This window comes from Alteromonas sp. ABH4_452, from assembly GCF_056311825.1.
Map to the genome: position 1 here is coordinate 269,316 of NZ_CM149973.1, position 24,554 is coordinate 293,869.

Sequence of the window (24,554 nt, forward strand, 5' to 3'; positions counted from 1 at the left end):
TGATAGTAATTTGCATAGGATTCGAAGGATAATTGTTCGCCTCGATATACAGGTATTGGCAATGGCGATACTTACTGTATGTGCTCATAAAAGGCCCTTGTAACATATTCATGAGTGAGCTTTTCACTGATACGTGCTGGTCTAAGCTATGCGTTCTCTCTCCGAACCGCCGCGAGCTAGGTGTACTTTTTATCGGCAGGCAAATGTTTTAAGGAATAAGAAGTAGCAAATAGTTAGGTATTGAAAGATTACAAAAATAGCTACAGCTGGACTAGAAGGCTGTAGCAGATTTTTTACAGAGAGATTCCTTTGAAGGCGCTGGCGCTGCCTTGCAGAGCCAGCTTAGTGGTGGCTAGTACATTAATGTGATAACTTCACTTTCTGCCCAGCCATAGCGTACCGCTTTGATGAAAAGCTTATTGTGCGCACTATCTGGTACAAAGCTTTTATCATAAACTTGCCATACTTTGTTGTCATAGCTATAGCCTATGGATGCACCTTCTGTTCTAGGGGCTATGAAAACTTTACCAGTGATCTCATCAATCTCGGCAACGGCAGGAAGGGTTGTTTGCTGCGCGTCATGACGATTTCCGCTATCTTGAATTAATACGCTCTCTTCAATTAAGTTGTAGTCACTACCAAGATTACGCCAGTTATCCAACTGCTCTCTGAAACGCGACAGGACATGGGCGTAATCAGGATTGCTCGCTAAGTTAACAAGCTGCTCGGCATCTTTTGATAAATCATAAAGCTCCTCTGGCACCTTGCTGTCGAACCATTTTTTCTGCTGGGCTGTAAGCGTGTTGCTCGCTTTAGCATTGTTCAACGCTTTAACTGATGAGAGTACGTTTCTGAATTTAATTTCAGAGCCATTTGGTTGGGTAGCGTAGTTGCGTACGTACTGATATTTTTCGTCCAACACGTAGTAAGAGCGAAGATCGACAGCGTCCATTCTGGCGCGGTCAGCAAAAATATAGTGCCGTTTGACCGGTGCGTCATCAGACAAATCAATTCCCTGCATATAGGGTAACCTTTCGATGCCTGCAAAACCCAACAGGGTTGGCGCTATGTCTTCAAAAGACACTAACCTGTCTATCGTTTGGCCACTTCCTGGCATCCAATCAGGTTTATATTTTTCAGGAATGTGCATAATCATTGGCACTTTGATACCTGATACTAACCCTTCGCGCTTACTGCGAGGCAACGCATCACCATGGTCGGTGGTAAATATAAAGATGGTGTTGTCCCACAGTTTATCTTTCTTCAAATTCTCGATGACAGCCCCAACTTGTTGGTCCATCACCTCGATATTCTCATAAAACCTCGCGATTTCCTGCCGCGTTTCTTTAGTATCGACTAAATAAGGAGGCACCGTAATTTTATCTAAGTCGGGTGTACTGAATTGGTAGTTTGCGCGGATCCCCTCACTGATTTGGTTCATTTGTTGTAAATGAGGTGGCGTATTTTCTGGTATAAACAGCGCTGACTCGTGTGTAATAAAAGGGTTTAAGTTTAGGAAAAACGGTTTACCCTGCAGGTCATGTGTTCTCCATGCCGAAGGCACTAACGAGTCTTCAGGGTTGCGAACATTTCCGTTAGCACTCCAAATAGTAAAAGGCCCCACGCCAACGGCACCTTTGGCAAATTGGTAGTCGGTCTTGATATCGTTGTAAGTAAAGTAGCCATTTTTACGAAGAATTTCAGGATAGGCTTTGACCTGTGCAGGCGGAACACCAAAATACTCTCTGTCTGCAGTACGCATATGCTGAAGGCCTACTCTGTGTGGCGGAGCACCAGTGATAAGCCCCGCTCTAGACGGTGCGCAAACACCAGCCATGGTATACACATTGTTGAACATTACGCCTTCGTTAGCCAAGCTGTCTAAATTTGGCGTACGCGCAACGTCGTCACCATAGGCACCAATACGCGCGCTTAAATCTTCTGCCACAACAAGAACGATATTCGGCTTTTCGCTGTCTCGTTGCTCATTAAATTCAGCGCTCATTACCTGTGACGTATTCGCCGCTAATAATGCTATCGCTATAAGTTTTCTTAACATCGCAATCTCCTTTAAAGCGGCTGGTAAATGGAGCTTTTCAACTCAAGTGGCTGGGTTGAAAAAATGTTTTTAGATGAAGAAGCAAGATGCACGTCATACAACCCGGCCTCGGCGTACCAAGCGTTTTTTTCTGTATTGAACGACATAAGATCTTCTGCGGTTAAGGTAAACACTACATCTTCTGACGCCTTAGGCGCTAACAGCGTTGTTTTAGCGAAATGCTTCAACTGCTTTTTAATTAAGGATTGTGGGCCTTGTGGTGCACCAATATAAAGCTGAACGACGTCTTTGGCTGGCACCTCCCCGGTATTAGTAACCGTTACCTTAACTTTCACCTCATCTGAAAAAGACGTACTGCTTAAAGACACGTTTTGATAGCTAAAGTTAGCGTATGACAGGCCAAAGCCAAAAGGAAATGCTACCGCTTCGTTCGCCCCATCAAAGTACCTGTAGCCTACTCGTGTCCCCTCTTGATAAACAACTTTAGATGGTTGAGAGCCGGTTATGCCATTTGGTTCTGCTTCTTTATCGGTGATAAAACCAGGAAAGCCTTTATCTGATGGATAATCTTCAAGCTTAAGTGGCCATGTTGATGCAAGCTTGCCTGACGGGCTTACTTCACCAGTAAGTATATCAGCCACTGCATTACCCGCTTCTTGTCCAGGTAGATGAGTAAGCAATATGGCGTCAGCTTTTTCTTTCCAGCTCTGCGTCTCGATTACACCGCCAACATTTAAAAGAACGATAAAAGGTTTGTTTTTGGCCGAGAAAGCGCGTGATAGCTCAGTCAAAAGAGCCTGTTCACGTTCTGTAAGATAAAAGTCTTCACGCTCTCTGTCTACGAACTCTCCTGAATTGCGACCTAAAGTAAAGATGGCAACATCGTGGGTTTGTGCAAGCGCTTCAGCCATTGTTGTTGATATGTCTAATTCACCTAGTGCAGGGCTTGGCATCATGTCCGCTAAAGGGTGGTGGGATACAGGCAAATTGGCAGTTTCACTTGCGATGTGTTTATCGTAACGTAATGATAATTCCTCGCTCAAACGTATTCCTGCGTTCTTAAGCCCTTGCGCAATTGAAATACTGTAAGCTTCATGAACATCGCCACTGCCAGTGCCGCCAATCGCTGTTTGATACGAACTATTTCCAAGCAACGCAACTGAAGCACCAGCCTGTAAAGGTAGTGCCTGGTGTTCATTTTTAAGCAGTACCATCCCTTCTGTAGCGATTTCGCGAGCGAGTTTGGCATGTTCTTGAAGGGGTGGTTTGTTGGTGACCGTGCTTTTCTTAAACGAATGGGTTTTGACGATTAGATTCAAAATATTGCTAACGTTACGATCTAAAACAGACTCTTCTAGTGCACCGTTTTCAACGGCACCTTTGATGATAGCATTTTGATGATCCATACCAGGCATCAGTAAATCGTTGCCCGCCGACATTTGCTTTACGGGATTATCGCCACCAAACCAATCCGTCATCACAATGCCGTCGAACGCCCACTGGTGACGAAGGGTGTCCGTTAAAATAGCGCTGCTTTCTGATGTATATTCGCCATTTACTTTATTGTACGAAGACATTAACGCCCATGGTGCGCTCTCTTTTATGGCAATTTCAAACCCTTTTAAATAAATTTCTCTAAACGTTTTTTCATCCACTTCTACATCAATTTGATCGCGATTCCATTCGTGGTTGTTAGCAACAAAGTGCTTTAGCGTTGCACCTACTCCCTGGTATTGCAGGCCTTCAACATACGCAGCAGACATCATTCCACTTACAACGGGATCTTCAGAAAAATACTCAAAGTTCCGCCCTCCCATTGCATGCCGATGTATATTCAATGCAGGCGCTAGCATCACATCAATGCCGTACGCTTTGGCCTCATTACCTACCGCTTGCCCAAATTTTTGAACAAGAGGAAGGTTCCAGCTTGAACCGATTAAGGTTGCGATAGGAAAAGCAGTGGCGTAAAAGGTTGCTTCATGGTCATCTCTAGTGGGCGAGATACGCAAACCTGCAGGTCCGTCGGCAAAAACGATGGAAGGAATACCTAGTCGCTCTATCGCATAAGTTGTTCCTGCGGCGCCAGGCACTTTATCTTTAGTGACACCGACTTGCGGCCCACCGGTTTCCATGGCCATGCCCGTTCCTCGAACAAGCATTACCTTTTCATCTAGCGTCATTGCTTTAACAATGTCTTCCACTGGCGCATGGCCAAGTTTAAGCTCGTCTGACGAATTAGCTGAAGAAAAAGTGGGTACGGAAAGAAAAACCATCAAAACAGAGCATCTTTTTATAAACTTCATATGAATTTTTTCCATGCAGTATGCGCGCTTTTGCCCTGTTTGCCAGGCCACGTAAATCGCAACATCGTCGAAAAATTTTAAAACAAAATTAACAAATTATGCTAAAAGAATCACAAAGTGAGAAATAGTTGATAATTTGGATATATAACTATCGTTAAAAACGATAGTTACAGGATATCGAATTTTTTGGGTCTTTAATGAGTGAAAAGTGCGCTAGGCGCAGGCCTAGCGCTTTATATTATTAGAACTCTTGAGATACTCTTATACCAATGGTGCGCATTGAGTTAAGTCCCCATGTCTGTACAGTTGAGGCTAACCCTTCATTGTTTTCACCTGCATCAAAGCCGATAGAAACAGGATACTTTTCATCAGTACAGTTGTTGCAGAAAACAGAAACGTTTAAACCATCGTAGGTAGAGATACCGGCACTCAAGTTTAAAGTTGTTATTGCATCAAGCTCCCTCTGAGGCGAACCAATTCCATAAGACGTTTCCGAGCGGTAGTATACGTTTGCATTCACAAAACCATACATGTTGTCGGTCAACTCTTGTTCATAGTTTGCTTGCAGCGTTGAAGTAATATCAGGTGCCATTGGAAGCGTGTAACCCGAGGCATCAAAGAACGCATCGTCAGGACCACAAACTTCAGAATCCGGCGTACACGATGCACCTTCAAAGTTATCAAACGTTGCGTCTAGTAATGACGTGTCCCATTGGAGCGTGAGGTTTTCAGTTGCCATGGCCTTTAATGAAATTTCAGCACCTCGGGACGTTACGCTTGCCGCATTTTGAATAATGAAAGCTTGAGCGTCTAGGTTAAACGACTGCGCTTGGTAGTTATCAAAATCAGTGTTAAACACAGACACGTTCAAGATAACCTTGTTATCTAGCAGTCTGCTCTTTACACCGGCCTCGAACGTGGTCGATATTTCATCTTCAACTGCAAATGGAATATCAGGGTTACCTTGGTTATCTGTATTAAATCCAGGTGCTTTATAGCCTTGCCCAATCGATGCGTACAGCATGACCTTATTGGTGTACTCATAGTTAGCGCCCAGCTTCCAACTGACGTTGGTATTATCGACTGATTCTTGGAATCGACCACGCGGGCCACCTATCCCTACAAAGTAATTACGCTGCATTTGTAAAACGTCTGTTGAAATGTCGTCTTGCGTAACGCGAGCACCTGCGACAGCCGTAAATTTATCGGTCAAGTAAAAGTCGAACTGACCAAAAACAGCATAGCTTTCCTGTTTTAGCTCAGTATCGCTGTCGTTCCCTAAGAAAACGTCATTGCTATACGGGCATTCTGGCGGTGGTCCTGAAATCTCTGCGCCAACGCAAAATGGGAACCCAACTGCAACAAATGGAGGAGGGCCTTCAACGTCTAAGCTGTTGGTCATATCAGAGGTAGAATTAAAGTAGAAAAGTCCAACCTGCCCTGAATAATCGTCATTTTTTGGGAATACGAGTCGCACTTCGTTTGAATATTGCTCGTAGTCGTTGGTATTTGGGTTATCAACAATGTCTCTTCTAGATGCAAAGTCATTGTGCAAATTAGTATCGCTTTCGAAGTAACGCCACGCAGCAATATTAATGAGCTCTATACCGCTATCAAACTCATACGCCAACTCAACTTGCGCTCCACCTGTCTCTACGTCGCTAAACATTGCACCATCTGAATTGTTGGTCATATTTTCAGGGCCTGGAACAATATTGTCTGGCTCAAAAAAGTCCAATAACTCACTGTTTGGATCTACGGTTCGATAGGTTCGGCTGTAGCGCTCAGCCGTGCCTTCGTTTTCGTTGTAATCGGCAATCGCGTATAAAGAAAAGGGGCCATCTTCATAAAGGTACTTAACTTTAATCCCCGATTTATCCTGACCTAAGTCTGTTCTTACATCGTCGTTAGGAAACACGTTTTCGATAAGCGGATCTTGAGACGATTTGAGCAGATTTACACGAAGCGCTGAATTATCTGAAACAGGAACATTTACCGTCCCTCTGATAATGTGCCCTTTGGCATCTGTGGGCGTGGTATCTCTGTAGTTATATTCTAATGAGACATTACCTGAGAATTCATCAAATTCAGGCCTTCTTGTTGTAATGTTTACCAAACCTGCGGATGCGTTTTTACCAAATAACAAGCCTTGAGGACCGTTAAGTACTTCAACAGAGGCAATGTCGTTGAATGGTTGGCCAGCAAGCGCATTTCGTCCTAAGCTTACGCCGTCAATTGCCAACGCCACACTCGGGTCAATGGTTTCTGCAAACACTTGAGTGCCAATACCGCGAATGGCAAAGGTGTTGTCTTGCCCTAGTTGTAATGTAGGCGCCAGCGTTGAAAGTTGAGTGATTTCATTGATGCTTTGTTTTTGTAAATCGTCAGAAGATAATGTTTGTACACTTACCGGTACTTTCTGAATATCTTGCGAAGTACGCTGTGCTTTAACCATAATAACTTCAAAGCCTTCAGAGTCTTTGGCTTCGGTTTCAGCGTTCTGCGCAACGGCTGATTGAGCAAAAACAGCTGCAATAAGGGTTACCAGCGCTGACTGTTTAAATTTTGATGTGCTTTTCATGTGTCCCTCTTCTCAGTAGTCATTCGAGAGTGTTATTTGTGCCGCGTTATTAAAATGCGTTATGTGCTAGCTAGTTTCACAAAGCGGTCTTTGAATCTAGCCACCCAACGGTTTACAAGAATTTAACCAAATAGAAACGTTTGAACACTCCGATTTCGTGATACCCACCTATCGCAAACTATGATACTTAGCAAAACGTTTAACACCTGAGCTCTAAACGCAGCTAAACCCGTGGACTTCGTTCCTTTATTGAGCCGACTAAACATCGAAAAAAATAACGGCAACAACGTCTATCGAGTATAGAGATATTTAGTATCTGTAATTTCGATTTTTACCTTACCGCGGCTTTTTCTAGGATCGGTAGTTACTGAAATGTTAAAAGTAATTTGTTTCATGACCAGCGACGAAATACACGCCGTAGGTTACATTCACTGCAGGTAGCTCAGCGCTTGATTGGGGCACGCATTACTTTTCCATATCTTACTTCACCTCGACATGATCACATTACATCTCGCTTGAACCATCAGACGACTGTGAAGTTTCGCAATAGTGTGAGCCGCTAAGGTGGCGCACTTTTTTGGAGAGCATAAATTGAAGCGCACATTAAAGGTTTTAATCACGGTTTGCAGTGTATTTACTCTTTTTGTCCAGGCCTCGGCAACTGAAAGCGAGCATGGCCAGAAGCGAAACATTGTATTTGTATTAGTTGATGATCTTCGATATGACGGAATGGGCTTCATTCAGCCTACGCTCCAAACCCCCAATATTGATGATTTGGCATCAACCGGCGTGCACTTCACAAATGCATTGGTGACTTCGTCTTTGTGCTCACCTAGCCGTGCATCAATTTTGACAGGCATGTCTACTCGCAATCATAAGATCGTTGATAATAATAATTCTAGCGAAGAGGGGTTAACCTTTTTCCCTCAGTATTTACAAGACGCGGGCTACCAAACGGGCTTTTTTGGGAAATGGCATATGGGGTCTCACTCAGATATGCCCCGTAAAGGCTTCGATAAATGGGTAAGTTTCACCGGTCAGGGCACCTATTATCCGCAAGACCGGGTACCTCCACCATTACGCAATAAAGGGATTGTAAACCAACTAAATGTGGATGGTGTTCACGTTGATCAAAAAGGCTATATCACAGATGAGTTAACCGACTATGCACTTGAGTGGCTAGATAGCGATATCGACCAAACACAGCCATTTTTACTTTATCTAAGCCATAAAGCAGTGCATTCAGATGCAACGCCTGCCGCTCGCCACAAAGACCAGTACAAGGATGTCGAATTTACATTGCCTGAAAGCGCAAAGGTGACAAAAGAAGATGCTAAAAACAAGCCTATGTGGGTTCACAATCAAAGAAATAGCTGGCATGGCGCCGAATTTTTCTATGCCAGTGACAGAAAAATGAGTGACTACTTAAAAAATTATTACGCAACGTTGTCAGCGGTAGACGATGGTTTAGGCGAAATTATTAGCTATCTGAAAAAGAAAAATCTCTTTGATAATACTATGGTTGTTTTCTACAGCGATAACGGCTTTATGATTGGAGAGCACGGACTAATTGATAAGCGAAATGCTTATGAAAGCTCTATTAAGGTACCGCTTGTTATAAGCGCTCCCGGTTTGCTGCCTGAAGGAGAGAGCAACCATACATTAGTGCGAAACCTTGATTTAGCCCCAACATTTCTAGACCTTGCTGGTATAGCGGCACCAAGTCACTTCGAAGGGAAAAGCTTCTTACCCGTTGCCACGGGTGCGGTAAAGGAAGAGGAGTGGGATGCCCCTGATTTTGTGTACGAGTATTACTGGGAATATTCATTTCCTATGACCCCAACCACATTCTCAATACGACGAGGCAACCTTAAATACATTCAGTACCACGGCGTTTGGGACATAGAAGAACTGTATGATTTAAGTACTGACCCCGATGAGCGGAAAAACTTAATTCGCCACCCTGATTACGCAGAAAAGCTGCTTCCTCTTCGCGAAGCGCTTTATCAATCTTTATTTCCAGCAACAGGGGCAAAGCCTTCTGTTCCTTTCAACGCTCGCCTCTCAGAGGGGTTGAATTTACGCAAAAAAGAGGGTTTAGAAGCGGCTCCCTTTCCCGATTGGTGGAAAGTAGAACCTAATAGATTTGATAAATACAACGGCTTATTCCCTGATACTCCTTTGAAGATAGAAAAGGAAAGAAAAGGTGAGCTTTACTTTCCCTTCATGGAAAGTATGAATAAAAACAACTAGGAGAAAGTTTGTGCAACAAGCAAACACTAACGAAAACCGATTCACTATTATTCTGGTCAGCTTGGTGGCGACTATTGGCGGTTTTTTATTTGGTTTCGACAGTGGCGTGATTAATGGGACCATCGACGGACTGCAATCGGCGTTTAATGCCGATGATATAGGCACAGGTTTTAACGTTGCATCAATGCTATTAGGTTGTGCCATTGGCGCTTTTTTTGCGGGGAAATTAGCAGATATTTTTGGTAGGAAAAGCCTGCTGATTGTCGCAGCAGTTTTTTTTATTATCTCAGCGTTAGGCTCGGGGCTCGCAGGCAGCTCGATTGAATTTGTTATATACCGCGTACTTGGAGGGATAGCTGTAGGGGCAGCTTCCGTCATGTCACCGGCTTATATTGCAGAAATTGCACCAGCTAGATACAGGGGCGCTTTGGCGACTATTCAACAAGTTGCCATTATTACTGGTCTCTTCTCGGCATTTGTTAGCAACTATGCATTGGCGCTATCGGCAGGCAAATCAACTGACATATTGTGGGCAGAATTTGAAGCTTGGCGTTGGATGTTTTGGGTAGAACTTGCCCCAGCAAGTTTGTTTTTTTTCGCACTGTTCTTTATACCAGAAAGCCCAAGATATTTAGTTTTCTCTGGAAAAGAAGAAAAAGCCAAAAGCGTGTTAAGTGCGCTTTTTGGAGAACAGCAGGCCAATCTTATATACAACGAGATATCTAACTCGCTGCAAGCTGATCATAAGCCTTCAATGCGAGACATTTTCGACACATCAACGAACAAAGTGAGGTCTGTTGTGTGGGTAGGTATTGGTCTAGCCGTTTTACAACAGCTTGTTGGTATAAATGTGGTGTTTTATTACGGTGCCGTATTGTGGCAAGCCGTTGGGTTTACAGAGTCAGATGCATTACTGATAAATATACTCAGTGCAGGGCTGAGTATCTTTGCTTGTATTATTACCATTACCTTGATTGATAAATGGGGCCGAAAGCCCATACTCACTGTCGGCTCTGTCGGTATGGCAACAGCACTAGCGTTAATGGTTATCGCATTTCAAAGCGGACAATTTATAGAAGGACAGCTTCAGCTGCCGGGTCATATGGGAACACTCGCTCTAGTGGCGGCTAATGTTTACGTTTTCTTCTTTAATTTATCGTGGGGGCCCGTGATGTGGGTAATGTTAGGTGAAATGTTTCCTAATCAAGTAAGGGGGTCTGGTTTAGCTATAAGTGGCCTTGCACAGTGGAGCGCCAACTTCCTCATTACAATAACCTTCCCAATATTACTTTTAGCAATTGGTTTGGTTGGTGCTTATAGTCTTTACGCACTTGCTGCATTTTTATCTATTTTCTTTGTCGTGAAGTTCGTGAAAGAGACGAAAGGCAAATCACTTGAAGCAATGTAACAGCAACACCAAAAGTGACGCTATTGTGATCAACTCTCGTAAAGCAGGAAAATGGTTCACGACGGAGGTCAAAATTGACCGCTAAAAATCTCGAGCTCTATGTAGAGAATAGCTTTGACGAGTTCGAAGCTTTCTTTCATGGCGAAGCACTGACCGTTCGTAGTCAGCTACACGGGTGGAAGGTACTACCTCATCGTCACAAGGCGCTTTGCCAAATTTTTGTTATCACGACCGGCGGTTGTAAAGTTCAACTCGATGACAGAAATACGATAGTGACCGCTCCCTGCGCGCTTTTTATACCTGAAAATGTTGTTCATGGGTTTGATTGGGACGTGGGGTCGAAAGGGCATGTATTATCTGTTGTTTCACCCGTGGTAAAACAAATAGCACAGAATGTAGATTCCTTGGGTTTCATTGACGACGCATTAATAGGGAGTTTAGACGGAAAGTACATACATGATATCGTCTATTTGTGCCAAAAGCTGGAAGACGAAGCCCGGAACGTCTTCGCTTGTAGCGGGGCTATGACAATAGCGTTACTTCAACAACTTTTAATTATTCTCGGTAGGGTTGAGCCATCAACAAGTCAACCTGTGCTTAAGCCGTCTAGATCTGAACACAAAGTCCGCTTTTACGAGATGCTAATTAAGAAGTATGGTTGCGAACAACACCAAGTGAAATGGTACGCGAATAAGATAGGAGTAAGTAGCGCTCATCTTAATGTAATTTGCAGGCAGTATTCTCAATCAAGCGCTTCAGAATTGATTTACAGGTACTTATTAGATGAGGCGAAAAGGCTTTTGATTTTTTCGAATATCAACATCTCTGCCGTAGCAGAGCGTCTGGGTTTTCAAGACCAAGCTCATTTCACTAAATTTTTTAAGAAAGCGACTCACTATACACCTTCTAGTTTCCGCAAAAACCACAAATAAAATGGCCCGCCCTAGAGGATTCGAACCTCTGACCTCGGCCTCCGGAGGGCCGCGCTCTATCCAGCTGAGCTAAGGGCGGTTTGTAGAACCGGTGAGATAATCACCGAGCGTTTACCACAATGAACTACGTCACTACACGTATGCTGCAAACGGGGCGTAATAATACTGACGCCACGGGCTGGCTTCAACTCATTTATTAAAATCTCTTTAGATGGCTTGGCAGAAGTGTTAAAAATCCTTACTTTTTATGGGTAATTGGCCTCAAATAGTTGTTCAGCCCCAATTAACCGTTATAATCTGGCCAGTTATATTTTAAACAAATTCATCATTGCCTGGAGACAGATGTGAAATTAAAGACTTGGTTAACTGTTGCTGCTACTGCGCTAACTGTTTTTGCAGCACAAGCACAAGAAATGAGTAACGATGAAATTGCCGATCGCATTAAGCCGGTAGGTCAGGTACATGTTGCAGGTGCAGCGGCAGAAGGTAGCGCTGGCGCAGCTGGCGGTGCAAAGTCTGGCGAAGACGTTTACAACTCTGCGTGTGTTGCTTGCCACTCTGCAGGTGTTCTAGGCGCTCCTAAAGTTCACGTTGCAGCCGACTGGCAGCCTCGTTTGGACGAGCGCGGTCTTGATGGTGTATGGCAAAACGCTTTGAACGGTATCAACGCTATGCCTCCTCGCGGTACTTGTGGCAACTGTTCTGATGACGAAATTAAAGCCGCTATTGAGTATATGATTGAAGGTATCTAATACCTACACGATCACAACAACTTGATGGAAAAAGTAGCGTTTCACCCTCTAATCGGGTAAGTTAACCGGTTGGGAAACGTTACTTTTTTACTGGCGAGCGGAATGTCACAAGATTCGACGCAACACGAGTTGACGGAAGAAGAACTGCGCGAACTTATACCGCAGCTCCAACAACTCACCGACAAATATAAGCGCGCTGAACGTGTTCAGAAGGCGCTTTTTGATATTTCCGAACTTGCCAGCTCTGTAAGTCACCTAAACCGCCTTTACTCCGCTATTCACGAAATCATTGCCGATTTCATGAACGCCGACAATTTCTTTGTTGCCTTTTACGAACCTGAAAGCAACGTTGTCGACTTTGCCTATTTTATTGATGAATTCGACGAACAAACCGTTCCTCAGCTTCCTGCCGAGTCTTTAATGGACGGTATGACCGGCTATATTCTTAGAACTGGCAACTACTTATTTTATAAGCGCGATGAAGAAGAAACCTTTGCCTCTGAGCACGACATTAAGCTGGTAGGTTCACAGCCCTATGAGCTACTGGGCGTTCCTCTTAAACGCGGTAGCCAAGTGATTGGGGCAATGGTAGTGCAAACTTATGATGAGGGCGTGCACTACACTCAGGAAGATTTAGAGGTTCTGCTCTTTGTTTCCCAGCATATTGTTACTACCGTAGATAGAGTAAAAAACAGAGAGCTTACCGAACGCACTATTCGAGAGCGTACCCGCCAGCTTCGAAAAACGAACGACGATCTTCAAGAAGAAATTTTAGAACGCCAAAAAGTAGAGTCGCTGCAGCAAGCGCTGTTTGAAATTTCTGAACTGGCGGCCAACCTTGAAGGCGATATGGATGCCTTCTACTCCAGCCTTCACGATATTCTTGCGCGGCTTATTAGCGCTCCGAACTGTTACATAGCTATTCTCGACAAAGAGAAAGATATGTTGGAGTTTCCGTACTTCAGCGATACCAAAAACAAAGAGATTAGTGCCAGGCCGCTCGGCTTAGGGCTTACCGAATATGTGTTACGTACAGGCCAAGCTGAGCTAGTAAACCCGCCGAAGGTGTTAGAGCTGGCCGAGTCGGGAGACCTCGATGTGTCTGTTGCTCAGACTATGCTAAATAGTGCTAACTCTTGGCTCGGTTCACCGCTTGTTGTTGAAGGCGAAATTGCCGGGGTTATTGCAGTTCAAACCTACGGTAAACTGGCAAAATACAATGCCCGCGACCAAGAGCTTCTTCGCTTTGTATCGCACCACATTGCGGTAGCCATTGAGCGCAAGCGTAACACCGAGTCGATGCAGCGCTATAACATTGAGCTTGAAGAGCGCGTGAAAGAGCGCACTGCAGAACTTAACCGCGCGAACAAGTTTTTAAAGCAGCAAATTGAAGAGCGCAAAGAGATTGAGCTTAAGCTTATCCACGACGCCCACCACGACTCGTTAACGGATTTACCTAACCGCGCTATGTTCACAAGTCGGTTGGAGCTAGCCGTAGCCAGCAAGCAACGTTACAGCGACAACCTGTTCGCGGTGTTATTTATCGATTTAGATCGCTTCAAAGTTATTAACGACACGCTAGGTCACCACGCGGGCGACGAGTTCTTAATTGAGGTCGCAAGACGCATTGCGCTGTGTATTCGCGGTCACGACTTATTAGCCCGCTTAGGAGGTGATGAGTTTGTTGTACTGCTGGATAACTTCGAAGATGAAGCCGATGTAGAAGAAGTAGCTAGTCGCATCATTTCTTCAATTTCAGAGCCATTCTTACTGGATGGTCGCGAAATGTATTCCGGCGCCAGCGTGGGTATTGCCCACTTAGAAACCTATTATCGCAGCGCCGACGAAGTATTACGTGATGCCGACGCAGCCATGTACCAAGCGAAGACGCTGGGGCGTGGCCGTTACGTAATGTTTGATAAGAGCATGCGCGAAAGGCTGATAGAAGAGCTGGAGCTTGAAAATGAATTCAGGCGCGCCCTGCGTGAAGAAGAGTTTGATTACTTTTTGCAGCCAGTGATTGACTTAAATGACAAGAGCACGCTGTATAAAGAAATGTATATTCGCTGGTCTCACCCTGCCTACGGCAAAATAGCCCGTGAGCAGTTTAGGGAAGTGGCTGAGCACAGCGGCCTAACGCTAGACCTTGATTTATTTCAGCTTAACAAAGCATGCGAGTTACTAAACCACTACAAGAATACAGATGAGCCTATTAACAAAATAGCGGTTAACGTGTCGATTAACCACTTATTACAGGCTTCTATGGTTAATCAAATGATAGACGTAATTGCGGCATCTGACATTACGCCAAGCCAGCTTGTGTTTGAGTTTGATGAAAATGACTTAAATCGACGTTCGCAGTTTATCTTACCGGCAATTAAAAAGCTCAAACGCGCTGGCGTAACCCTTGTTCTTGATAACTTTGGAAGTGGATTAGCTTCGCTAAGTTACCTGTTTGCTTACCCCTTCGACTTCATCAAGATTGACCACCGATTTGTAAAATCACTCCCGCGCTCTCAGCGTAACTTAAAGCTTATTCAATCGGTGATGCTTATTTCTGAACACCTTAAGTTTAAGGTGATCGCAGAGGGAGTAGATTCTCAAGCCCAGCTTGACGCCCTAAATGAAATTGAGTGTTCGTACGGTCAGGGCAAGATATTAAAGCACGCCAAAGTGCTTGATATGGCACTGCTAGCCAGCTAAAAGTAAGTACCCACTTTCAGTTTTCACTTCCTTGAAAGTGTATATTTGAGGCATCTAGCCGGAAAATTTCTCACTGCGGTTATTCCGACCAATCTGCATTGACAAAGCTAACTGAGTTAGATACTTACCGACTACTTTTTACCTAATATACCTCTTAGGTTAGCAATACCCACCTGTGCTTTTTGCTGGCGCTCTTCTTTCGTTGCCTTTGGCTTTTGGTTTTCCCACTGAACGTCATCGGGCGGCAGTTCGAATAAAAAGCGGCTTGGCTCGGGGTTAATCACTTCACCAAACTGTCGACGCTCTTTGGCAAGGCTAAAAATCAGCTCGCGCTGGGCACGGGTAATACCTACGTAGGCAAGTCGGCGCTCTTCTTCTACGTTATCTTCGTCAATACTGCTTTGGTGCGGCAATAAGCCCTCTTCCATACCCACTAGGAACACAATAGGGAATTCCAAACCTTTTGAAGCATGCAGCGTCATTAACTGAACCTGGTCCCCTTCCCCATCGTCTTCACCTCGCTCCATCATGTCGCGCAGAATTAAGCGGTTCACTACCTCAGTTAAAGTCATGGGTTGGTCTAGGTCGTTGCCTTCCAGCATATCGTTAACCCAGCCAAATAGCGTACTCACATTGGCCATGGCCATTTCTGCGGCCTTGGGGCTGGCGCTGGTTTCATATAGCCACTCTTCGTAGCCCATGGTGCGGATCATGGTGCGCACTGCATCTGCGGTGTTGCCACGTTCAGCGTTGTCCGACAGCTCAACTACCCAGCGGGCAAAGGTCGATACCGAATGAAAGGCTTTATCAGGCAGCACGCTGTTTAAGTTAGGATGGGTCGCGGCTTCAAACATAGACACACCCAAGCTATTGGCAAAGTTACCCAGTTTTTCTAGCGTAGCGCGGCCTATACCACGCCCGGGCGTATTTATTATACGCAGCAAAGCATTATCGTCGTCCTGATTCACCAATAGCCGTAAATAGGCCATGATGTCTTTCACTTCAGCTCGACCAAAGAACGACATCCCACCGCTTATTTTGTAAGGAATGCGGTTGCTCATTAGCAGCTTTTCGAAAATACGGCTTTGGTGATTCCCGCGATACAAAATGGCGTAGTCTTTAAACTGGGTGCGGTTCATAAACTTATGCGCCAGCAATTCTGCCACCACCCGCTCACCTTCATGTTCCTCGTTCTTTGCCTCTATCACTTTAAGCGGTTCGCCGTACTGCAACTCTGAAAATAGTGTTTTATCGAACAAGTGCGGGTTGTTCTGAATAAGAATATTCGCGCAATGTAGAATGCGACCTGACGAGCGGTAGTTTTGCTGTAGCTTAATCACGTTTAGTCGAGGGAAATCTTCTTGCAGCAAATGTAGGTTTTGCGGCTTCGCGCCACGCCATGAGTAAATAGACTGGTCGTCGTCGCCAACCACGGTAAACCGTGCGCGCTCGCCTACTAGTAACTTTACTAACTCGTACTGACTGGTGTTGGTATCTTGGTATTCATCCACCAGCAGATAACGAATTTTGCTTTGCCATTTGGCTCTTATCGTTTCGCTGCTTTTTAAAAGCAGTGTGGGCAGCAGGATAAGGTCATCAAAATCTAGCGCGTTATAGGCTTTTAGGTTGTCTTGGTAACGCTTGTAGGCTTCTGCAAATTCGCGTTCGCCCGTGCTGGTTGCTGACTTCAATAAGGCGTCAGGCAATATAAGGTCGTTCTTCCAGTTCGATATGCAGCTTTGCAGAAGCTGAAGCTGATCTTTATCGCCATCGAGGGTGTCGGACGTTAGGTCGTTAAGCAGGGCAAACGAGTCTTTATCATCGAACAGCGAGAATCCTGGTTTTAGACCTAAGTCTTTTACATGGGCTTTAATAATGGTTAAGCCCATGGTGTGAAAGGTCGATACCTTTAACCCACGGGCTTCTGGCTTACCCAAGGTTTGCGCTACACGTTCTTTCATTTCACGTGCGGCTTTGTTGGTGAAAGTAACCGCTGCAATATAGCGCGCTGGCATATCGCAGTTTCTAACTAAATGAGCAATCTTGTTGGTAATTACACGGGTTTTACCACTGCCCGCCCCTGCCAGCACCAAACATGGGCCAGACACATAGGTTACGGCAGATTCTTGAGCTTCATTTAGTTTCATTTAATTCCTAAAACAACGTACGTTTGGGCGTAACACGGTTTTCATTGCATGTCGCGACGATACCGATAGAATAGCTTTCATATTTTGAGCTGCGCATTATAAGGGAATTCCATGTTGGATCCGAAGAAACTCGAAGATTTAGCGAAACAAATTGCTGATGCCGTACCACCAGGCGTTAAAAACATGGCTGAAGAAGCAGAAGGCCGAGTGAAAACAGTATTGCAGTCGCAGCTGTCGAAACTTGATTTAGTGACTCGCGAAGAGTTCGATATTCAAAGCCAAGTGCTTATTCGCACTCGCGAAAAGTTAGACGCTATGGAAAGTCGCATAGCCGAGCTAGAAGCGAAACTAGCAGAAAAGTAGACTTTGGTACTTCTAGAAACCTGAAAGCGCCTTTATGGCGCTTTTTTGTTGAAACCGATGAGATAAAGAATGCTTTTCTGTCTTTGCAAAAGCACGGAACAAAAGAAACGTTACATCAAGATCTCTAGACCTTTCTGCTCAACAAGGCTCAGAAGCTTTAAAGAAGTACCTCGAGGCTTTTTGCTCCCCTGCTCCCACTGCTTGATTGTAGATGGCGTGATATTTAAATAGGCAGCAAAAACAGCTTGGCTTACTCTTGCTTTTTCACGTATTGCTTTTATCCGCTGTCCATCATATTGTTTGAGTTTGGGTAAACATAATGCATCAAACTTATGCATAGTCTGCTTATCCATTACTCCAGCTTCGCTCAAATCTTTTGCCGTACTATGTACTACATCTAAAATGCTTTCTTTCATGCTATCTCACCTCTTCAATACTGCCTGAATCAATAGCTTTCTTAAGCTTTTCCTCGCAGTAGTTCAGTAGCTCTTTAGCTAAGAGTTTTAAAGACTTCATCTCTTTAACACTAATGTTAGAGCGGGTGCTTTCGGAAAAACCGTAAATAAAAAAGGCTTTATTATCCACTTGAAAAGCTATGAGAGTTCTTAGACTTCCACTTTTGCCTTGCCCCAAAAGAGGTACTCACTTTTTATACACGTTTGCACCTAAATCGGCGTCAACTAATCCCTGTTGCATTTCTGCAATTGCTAATTTTAACAAGCTGTCTGATAAACCTTCCTTACTCGCCCACCTCTTGAATCACTTCAATTTATACATGCGTATAGATTCCATTCGACACCCAAAGTATAACACTTAGTAGCACAATTTGTGCACAGTTTTAAAAACACTTAGTGATTAAAGCGCGTGCCTGTATAAGCTAGTGAATACTTTAGACTGGCTATAAATTAGTTATAAGGGGACGTGGGTACAGGTTGAAGTTTGCTGTTGGTAAGTTTTACCTTACCTAACAAAAATGCAGCGCCGTACCAAGCGTAATGGCTAAACCAATGTAGTGGTTTTCAATAAACGCGGTGAAACAGCCTTCACGCTGTCGGCGTTTAATAAGTTGATATTGGCGCACGCATAGCAAAGCAGAAAACAGCACGGCTGCGTAGTAAGGCCATGTCGCATTGATTGTTACGCCTATACACCACAGAATTGCTAGCGCGCAGGCTTGCAACAACATCACAATTAGCACGTCGTTTTTACCAAACAATATGGCGGTAGATTTAACGCCTATTTGCAAATCGTCGTCGCGGTCTACCATGGCGTACATGGTGTCGTACGCTACTGTCCATAGTAAGTTAGCAATAAACAACCACCAAGCGTACGTGGGTACAGTTTCTAGCACGGCCATGAAAGCCATAGGTATCGCCCAGCCAAATGCCGCACCTAATACCACCTGCGGCAAGTGGGTATAACGCTTCATGAAGGGATAGCTTGCAGCAAGCAAAAGCGCTACGACAGATAACGCGATAGTTTGCCAGTTAAGAAACAGCACTAACACAAACGCAATAGCGATAAGTGCGCCAAATAACTGAAGCGCTTGTTTAGGCTTAACTTCACCAGTTGCCAACGGACGCTGGGTTGTGCGCTTTACGCGTCCGTCCACTTTTCTATCGGCATAGTCATTGATAACGCAGCCTGCTGAACGCATTACGACTACGCCAGCCACAAAGATAAGCGTAATGCCTAAAGACGGTAAACCTTGTGCCGCCATTAACAGTGCCCACAATGTAGGCCACAACAATAAATAAATACCTACGGGTTTATCTAGGCGCATAAGTCGCGCATATGCATTCCAATTGTGTTTCATAATTGTTGTTCGCTTTCCTTTTCGCTTGTCGCTGACTGACCGTAAGCCGGAGAATGTGGAAGAAAAACTTCTGCCACTATCATGCTGTAGTTATCTAACGTAAACAACGAGCGCCTTCCCCACAAGGTTTGATTACTATTGATGCCAAACTGGGAGGCTTGGGCAGTACACAATTGGAACTGTGAACGGGTGAACCGCGCGTCGTTAAATAAGCGTTTTCCCAGTGGCTCGCGACCTAAGTCAGAAAGCTCACTGTCTACAAATGCTTGGGGGATAATTGAGCGTGCAAACACCCAGGGTTGGTGATCGCCACATAATAGAATTTCACGGGCTTGATAGCTGGTGTTACCGTTATTGTGAAGTAACGACAGCTCGTTGTCGTGAGGTATTTGCGTGCTCTGCCCGATAAGCTCCAGCGAAAAATGATCGCTTAGTGATTGCACCCGCTCGGTCAACGACCCTGTGTCTAAAAGCCAATTTTTTAGCTGCGCATTAGGAATTGTGATGCCAGAAGGTGCTTGCCAGTCAACCGCCAAACCCACTGGAAAAGTGGCATTAAAACTCACACGAAAAGCCCGAATAATGAATCTGTTAGTATGATAACACGTCATGTGAGAATATTTTCACTTGGTTAAACTTTTGCAGTAGTGTGTTTGATTAGAGATTTGCTACACTACCAAGTGAATTTATTACTTTGGTGTTTCAGGCTCCACTATGTTTAAGTCACTCGTTTTACGTGTATTTGCGGTTAGTTTTTTTGTTTTTGGTTGCAATTCAGCATTGGCACAAGATAAAGCCAACTACGCTTATTTGGGCTTAGAGCCAGAAATTGTTACCAACTATATTAGCGACAGCGCACAGAAGCTGGGTTACGTTCGCGTGTCGGTAGAGTTGATGATTAACGATGTGAATCAACTGGAAATTGCTGAACACCATATGCCACTACTACGCGCTACCGCTATTGAGATTTTCGGACAGCAGCCCGCAGAAAAAGTAAAGTCGCTAACCGGTCGTGAAGATATTCGCCGCGCTATATTGAAAGCTCTTCAAGAGCATATGCAGCAAGAAACCGGTGGTGAAGTGATTAAGAACGTCATCTTTACTAAGTACTTATATCAGGGTGCTTAAGCAGAATAACTGCAGCCTAACCTAATGAAAAAGCGAGCTTCAATACTGAGCTCGCTTTTTTGTTTCTATAGTAGTTTACCGTTTTTTATTAGCGTGTAATACGCCAAATATCTAAGTAAGCGCGGCTAACTATTCCCTATCTTTTCGTTGTGATACCTGCACGTTCTAGCACTTATACAAACTAAGGCCTGCGCTGGACAATTGCTAACGCTTAGCAGAACCCAAGCTTAGTATGGCGGCAAGTAAACAGCCTGAAATAAGCCCTGCGGTATGTGCAGCATTTGCCATGCTCACCCACAGTATGTCGGCATAGCCAATAACCAACCAAACCAGCATAAAGCCTACAATAGAGTTTGGTAACGACAGCCCCCAACTAGGGCGCAGCCAGCCCAGCCACCACACAAAACCCATCACGGCATATACCACACCAGATAAGCCGCCAAATAAGAATAGGTTGCCTTGTACAGGGTCGCTAAATAGCGCCTGTGCGGCATTTGAAATTGTGGCTGATACTAAAAATACAATAAGCAGCATGCTGATACCTAAAGTACGTTCAATTTTGGCCCCCAGCATGCCCCACCACAGTAAATTAAATATGATATGAAGTGCCGAGAAATGAATGAACGCCGGGCCCAGCAGCCGCCACCACTCGTGATTTTGTGCCAAGACAGAAAACGGCTGCATCAATAAGTGCTGTGCAATGGGGGCAAATAACCCAAATAAAGACAATAGGTAAACTGCAGCACACAGCACAAATACCACAGAAGTAAACGGCGCTTTAACGGCATCAGAGATTATTTTGCTTAACGAAAAGCCGCTACCTGATGGGGCTAGCTGTACGTTCTTACCACTGTCCCATGCCGCTTGCTGATATTTAGGGTTGGTTGGATTTGCTATAAAGTCTTCTGCGATAACTTTTGCGCGGTCAACATGCTCATTGTTATCCAGCACAACCACAAACTCTTTTTCGTGCTGTACTACGTTGGCGTTGATATGCTGACTGGTTAAGTAGTTGGCAAGAAGGTGCGCTGGACTTTGCTGATTAAACGCAATTAAAGGATGACCCATAAGCTAGTTGTTACCCCAAAAGCAAAAAAGAGTGTGAAGCGATAAAGATGTGCAAGAGCGCGGAATCCTAGCTCTCGTCATTGACTCTTTATACTGAAATAGTGAAAGACCTGCAAAACATAAAATAAAGGTGCACATTGTGCACCTTTATAAAATCGCTATTCGGTTACTACCGGGTTCGCCTGTCGCCACGCTTCAAAGCCCCCGTCCATACTATAAACGGTCTCAAAGCCTTGCTGAGCAATCACTTGCGCAGCCTGCTGGCTGCTTACGCCGTGGTAACACACTACAACAACTGGAATATCTTTGGGTGTTTGGTCAATAAACGCCCCAAAGTTGTCGTTGTTAAGCGGTGCCGCATTGGGCATATGGCCATTAGCAAACGATTGAGGATCGCGAATATCCACAATAGTTACGTCGCCTTGGAAGTTAGCCACGTCGTTTACGCTAATGTGTGAGAATGTTGTCATTATTGCCAGTCCAAAATAACTTTACCTGAGTGTCCTGACCCCATGGTATCAAACCCTTTCTGAAAGTCATCAACGGAAAAGGTATGAGTGATGATGGGAGAAAGATCTAGGCCACTTTGTAGTAAGCTCGCCATTTTGTACCAGGTCTCGAACATTTCTCGGCCATAGATACCTTTTATGACCAGACCTTTAAAAATGACCTGGTTCCAGTCGACAGCAACGTCTTGCGGAGGAATACCCAGCATGGCCACTTTGCCGCCGTGATTCATCTTGTCGAGCATGTCTCTGAAGGCTACTGGCACACCAGACATCTCAAGGCCCACATCGAACCCCTCTGACATGCCCAGTTCGTCCATAACGTCTTGTAAGTTTTCTTTACTTACATCAACAGCACGGGTTGCACCCATTTTTTTAGCCAGTTCAAGACGGTAAGGATTAATGTCGGTAACAACAACGTGTCGCGCACCTACATGTTTTGCGACCGCCGCCGCCATAATACCTATAGGACCAGCACCTGTAATAAGCACATCTTCGCCTACCAAGTCGAAACTTAGCGCGGTGTGAACGGCATTACCAAACGGGTCGAAAATAGACGCGAGGTCGTCGCTGATATTGTCTGGAATTTTAAACGCGTTGAATGCGGGAATTACCAAGTACTCTGCGAAAGCACCAGGGCGGTTTACACCCACACCCTCAGTGTTACGGCACAAGTGTACGCGACCAGCGCGACAGTTGCGGCAGTGACCACAAGTAATATGACCTTCACCTGAAACACGGTCACCAACTTCGAAGCCTTTTACTTCTTGCCCCATACCCACTACTTCGCCAACGTATTCGTGACCAACCACCATAGGTACGGGAATCGTGTTCTGCGACCACTCATCCCAGTTGTAGATATGCATATCAGTACCGCAAATCGCGGTTTTGCGAATTTTAATCAGTAGGTCGTTGTGCCCTACTTCAGGCTTTGGCGTGTCTTGTAGCCAAATGCCTTTTTCCGCTTTTGCTTTTACCAGCGACTTCATGAAATCACTCCCATTTCACGGCCTACTTCGATAAACGCATCGATGGCTTTATCTACGTGTTCAAGGCTGTGACCTGCTGACATTTGCGTACGAATTCGGGCTTGCCCTTTTGGTACAACAGGGTAAGAGAAGCCAATAACGTAAATGCCTTTTTCTAGCAGTTTATCAGCCATTTCACTGGCTAAGCGGGCATCGCCAAGCATTACCGGAATAATAGCGTGATCTTTACCAGCAAGGGTAAAACCCGCGTCTTCCATGCGCTTACGGAAGTGGTTGGCATTTCGCCATAGATTAGCGCGTAATTCATCGCCTTCTTTCATCATTTCAAACACTTTTAATGATGCTGAAACAATAGGTGGCGCGACTGAGTTAGAAAATAGGTAAGGACGTGAGCGCTGACGTAGCCATTCAACCACTTCTTTTTTGCCTGACGTGTAACCGCCTGACGCGCCGCCAAGGGCTTTGCCTAAAGTACCTGTAATGATATCTACACGACCCATTACACCGCAGTATTCATGGCTACCTTTACCATTTTCGCCTAAGAAACCCGTTGCGTGGCAGTCATCAACCATTACCATGGCACCGTATTTGTCGGCCAGGTCGCAGATTGAAGCAAGGTCGGCAATAACGCCGTCCATGGAAAATACGCCATCGGTAGCAATGATTTTAAAGCGCGCGCCGTCGGCATCAGCTTGCTTTAATTGCTCTTCTAGCGCTGCCATGTCGTTATTGGCATAGCGGTAACGTTTGGCTTTACACAAGCGCACGCCGTCAATGATACTCGCATGGTTTAATGCATCAGAAATAATGGCATCTTCTGGTCCAAGAAGGGTTTCAAACAGTCCGCCATTGGCATCAAAACAAGACGGATAAAGAATGGTATCTTCTGTACCTAAAAAGTCGCTGATAGAGGCTTCTAGTTGCTTGTGAATGTCTTGCGTTCCGCAAATGAATCGCACAGATGCTACGCCGAAGCCATGACTATCTAAGCCTTCTTTCGCCGCTTCGATTAAGCTTTCATTATTTGCTAGGCCAAGGTAGTTGTTAGCACAAAAATTAATAACGTGCTCGCCACCAGCAACGCCAATATCCGCTTGTTGTTGGGACGTGATTACACGCTCTTTTTTGTACAAACCATCTTCTTTCGTGGCTTCAATTTGCGATTGCAAATGAGAAATAAATGCCGCAGACATGCCATTCTCCAAGTGTGGGTATATGAAAACCGCTAGTGTAATGAAAGCGCATGAAAGGGTACACACCCTTGCGCTGTATTTAATGGGTTTGTCGACTAAGTTTGTAAATTATTCAGCACACTCACAAAAAATGCTTAAATCACGCTAATTTGTTTTAAGTGCTAGGGCCTGTTGACCTTTGTTGTACATTTTTGCAGCGGTCTGTGTGCCATCTAGACAAGGCGAATGTTTGACGGTTTAGTGGTTCTAAATCGAGAACATTCAACGCAGTATAGATGGCACAAAGGCGCTGCCCGTAGGGGTCGTTATGGAAGCCTTTTACTCTTTGTCACAGTCCTTTAACTTAGCCCGCT

Annotated in this window: 18 protein-coding genes, 1 tRNA gene and 1 pseudogene; 7 read left to right on the forward strand and 13 right to left on the reverse strand. The window is 44.8% G+C overall.

Annotated elements, in window-relative coordinates; all coding sequences use genetic code 11:
- Positions 1-352: 352 nt before the first annotated feature.
- The 3 genes from ACYX4N_RS01145 to ACYX4N_RS01155 all read right to left on the reverse strand — a co-directional run bounded on the left by ACYX4N_RS01145 (position 353) and on the right by ACYX4N_RS01155 (position 6,943).
- The gene (locus tag ACYX4N_RS01145) at positions 353-2,059 is read right to left on the reverse strand and encodes a sulfatase family protein (protein ID WP_476055346.1); all 1,707 of its coding nucleotides are present in this window, start codon (positions 2,057-2,059) and stop codon (positions 353-355) included.
- Between the two features lie 11 nt (positions 2,060-2,070).
- Complete coding sequence (locus ACYX4N_RS01150) at positions 2,071-4,362, reverse strand: beta-glucosidase (protein WP_476055347.1); 2,292 nt, start codon at positions 4,360-4,362, stop codon at positions 2,071-2,073.
- 241 nt (positions 4,363-4,603) lie between these two features.
- On the reverse strand, positions 4,604-6,943 hold the full coding sequence (locus tag ACYX4N_RS01155) for a TonB-dependent receptor (RefSeq protein WP_474805503.1): 2,340 nt from the start codon (positions 6,941-6,943) through the stop codon (positions 4,604-4,606).
- Positions 6,944-7,534: 591 nt separating this feature from the next.
- On the opposite strand from ACYX4N_RS01155, the gene ACYX4N_RS01160 reads away from it, so the two are divergent.
- From ACYX4N_RS01160 to ACYX4N_RS01170, 3 genes are all read left to right on the forward strand, one after another.
- Positions 7,535-9,196 (forward strand): sulfatase family protein, encoded by a 1,662-nt coding sequence (locus ACYX4N_RS01160; protein WP_476055348.1) that lies wholly within the window; start codon positions 7,535-7,537, stop codon positions 9,194-9,196.
- A gap of 10 nt (positions 9,197-9,206) precedes the next feature.
- Positions 9,207-10,604 (forward strand): sugar porter family MFS transporter, encoded by a 1,398-nt coding sequence (locus ACYX4N_RS01165; RefSeq protein ID WP_476055349.1) that lies wholly within the window; start codon positions 9,207-9,209, stop codon positions 10,602-10,604.
- A gap of 74 nt (positions 10,605-10,678) precedes the next feature.
- Positions 10,679-11,536 carry a helix-turn-helix domain-containing protein gene (locus tag ACYX4N_RS01170; RefSeq protein ID WP_476055350.1) on the forward strand — a complete coding sequence of 286 codons (858 nt, stop codon included), beginning with the start codon at positions 10,679-10,681 and terminating at the stop codon, positions 11,534-11,536.
- Positions 11,537-11,538: 2 nt separating this feature from the next.
- Here ACYX4N_RS01170 and ACYX4N_RS01175 read toward each other — a convergent pair.
- Positions 11,539-11,615 (reverse strand) — tRNA-Arg (locus tag ACYX4N_RS01175).
- Positions 11,616-11,880: 265 nt separating this feature from the next.
- Between ACYX4N_RS01175 and ACYX4N_RS01180 the strand changes: the two genes are divergently transcribed.
- Entirely contained in the window at positions 11,881-12,288 is a 408-nt protein-coding gene (locus ACYX4N_RS01180) for a c-type cytochrome (RefSeq protein WP_014947775.1), read from the forward strand.
- A gap of 102 nt (positions 12,289-12,390) precedes the next feature.
- Positions 12,391-14,991: a sensor domain-containing phosphodiesterase gene (locus tag ACYX4N_RS01185; RefSeq protein ID WP_474857203.1), complete on the forward strand. Its 2,601-nt coding sequence runs from the start codon at positions 12,391-12,393 to the stop codon at positions 14,989-14,991.
- A 131-nt stretch (positions 14,992-15,122) separates the two neighbouring features.
- Here ACYX4N_RS01185 and rep read toward each other — a convergent pair whose 3' ends face one another.
- Positions 15,123-17,138, reverse strand: a complete 2,016-nt coding sequence (rep, locus tag ACYX4N_RS01190; protein WP_269917521.1) for a DNA helicase Rep — start codon at positions 17,136-17,138, stop codon at positions 15,123-15,125.
- 111 nt (positions 17,139-17,249) lie between these two features.
- Here rep and ubiK point away from each other — a divergent pair, with 111 nt between their 5' ends.
- The gene (gene ubiK / locus ACYX4N_RS01195; RefSeq protein WP_012516595.1) at positions 17,250-17,501 is read left to right on the forward strand and encodes a ubiquinone biosynthesis accessory factor UbiK; all 252 of its coding nucleotides are present in this window, start codon (positions 17,250-17,252) and stop codon (positions 17,499-17,501) included.
- A 110-nt stretch (positions 17,502-17,611) separates the two neighbouring features.
- On the opposite strand, the gene ACYX4N_RS01200 is transcribed toward ubiK, so the two are convergent.
- From ACYX4N_RS01200 to ACYX4N_RS01215, 4 genes and pseudogenes are all read right to left on the reverse strand, one after another.
- Positions 17,612-17,917 (reverse strand): helix-turn-helix domain-containing protein, encoded by a 306-nt coding sequence (locus ACYX4N_RS01200; protein ID WP_069943488.1) that lies wholly within the window; start codon positions 17,915-17,917, stop codon positions 17,612-17,614.
- A gap of 1 nt (position 17,918) precedes the next feature.
- Positions 17,919-18,248: pseudogene (locus tag ACYX4N_RS01205) on the reverse strand (type II toxin-antitoxin system RelE/ParE family toxin); the annotation flags it as partial.
- Between the two features lie 217 nt (positions 18,249-18,465).
- A complete protein-coding gene (gene ubiA, locus ACYX4N_RS01210; protein WP_474803167.1) occupies positions 18,466-19,317 on the reverse strand; it encodes a 4-hydroxybenzoate octaprenyltransferase in 852 nt (283 codons plus the stop codon).
- Positions 19,314-19,883 carry a chorismate--pyruvate lyase family protein gene (locus ACYX4N_RS01215; protein WP_474803170.1) on the reverse strand — a complete coding sequence of 190 codons (570 nt, stop codon included), beginning with the start codon at positions 19,881-19,883 and terminating at the stop codon, positions 19,314-19,316. Before ACYX4N_RS01215 ends, ubiA begins: the two co-directional genes overlap by 4 nt.
- Positions 19,884-20,031: 148 nt before the next feature.
- On the opposite strand from ACYX4N_RS01215, the gene ACYX4N_RS01220 reads away from it, so the two are divergent.
- Positions 20,032-20,445: a flagellar basal body-associated protein FliL gene (locus ACYX4N_RS01220; RefSeq protein WP_474803173.1), complete on the forward strand. Its 414-nt coding sequence runs from the start codon at positions 20,032-20,034 to the stop codon at positions 20,443-20,445.
- 204 nt (positions 20,446-20,649) lie between these two features.
- Here ACYX4N_RS01220 and glpG read toward each other — a convergent pair whose 3' ends face one another.
- From glpG to ACYX4N_RS01240, 4 genes are all read right to left on the reverse strand, one after another.
- Entirely contained in the window at positions 20,650-21,513 is an 864-nt protein-coding gene (gene glpG, locus ACYX4N_RS01225; protein ID WP_474803176.1) for a rhomboid family intramembrane serine protease GlpG, read from the reverse strand.
- A gap of 158 nt (positions 21,514-21,671) precedes the next feature.
- The gene (gene glpE, locus ACYX4N_RS01230; protein ID WP_118490912.1) at positions 21,672-21,983 is read right to left on the reverse strand and encodes a thiosulfate sulfurtransferase GlpE; all 312 of its coding nucleotides are present in this window, start codon (positions 21,981-21,983) and stop codon (positions 21,672-21,674) included.
- Positions 21,983-23,008 carry an L-threonine 3-dehydrogenase gene (tdh, locus tag ACYX4N_RS01235; RefSeq protein WP_474803179.1) on the reverse strand — a complete coding sequence of 342 codons (1,026 nt, stop codon included), beginning with the start codon at positions 23,006-23,008 and terminating at the stop codon, positions 21,983-21,985. Before tdh ends, glpE begins: the two co-directional genes overlap by 1 nt.
- Positions 23,005-24,201: a glycine C-acetyltransferase gene (locus ACYX4N_RS01240; protein ID WP_474803182.1), complete on the reverse strand. Its 1,197-nt coding sequence runs from the start codon at positions 24,199-24,201 to the stop codon at positions 23,005-23,007. The genes tdh and ACYX4N_RS01240 overlap by 4 nt, the downstream gene beginning before the upstream one ends.
- Positions 24,202-24,554: the final 353 nt, after the last annotated feature.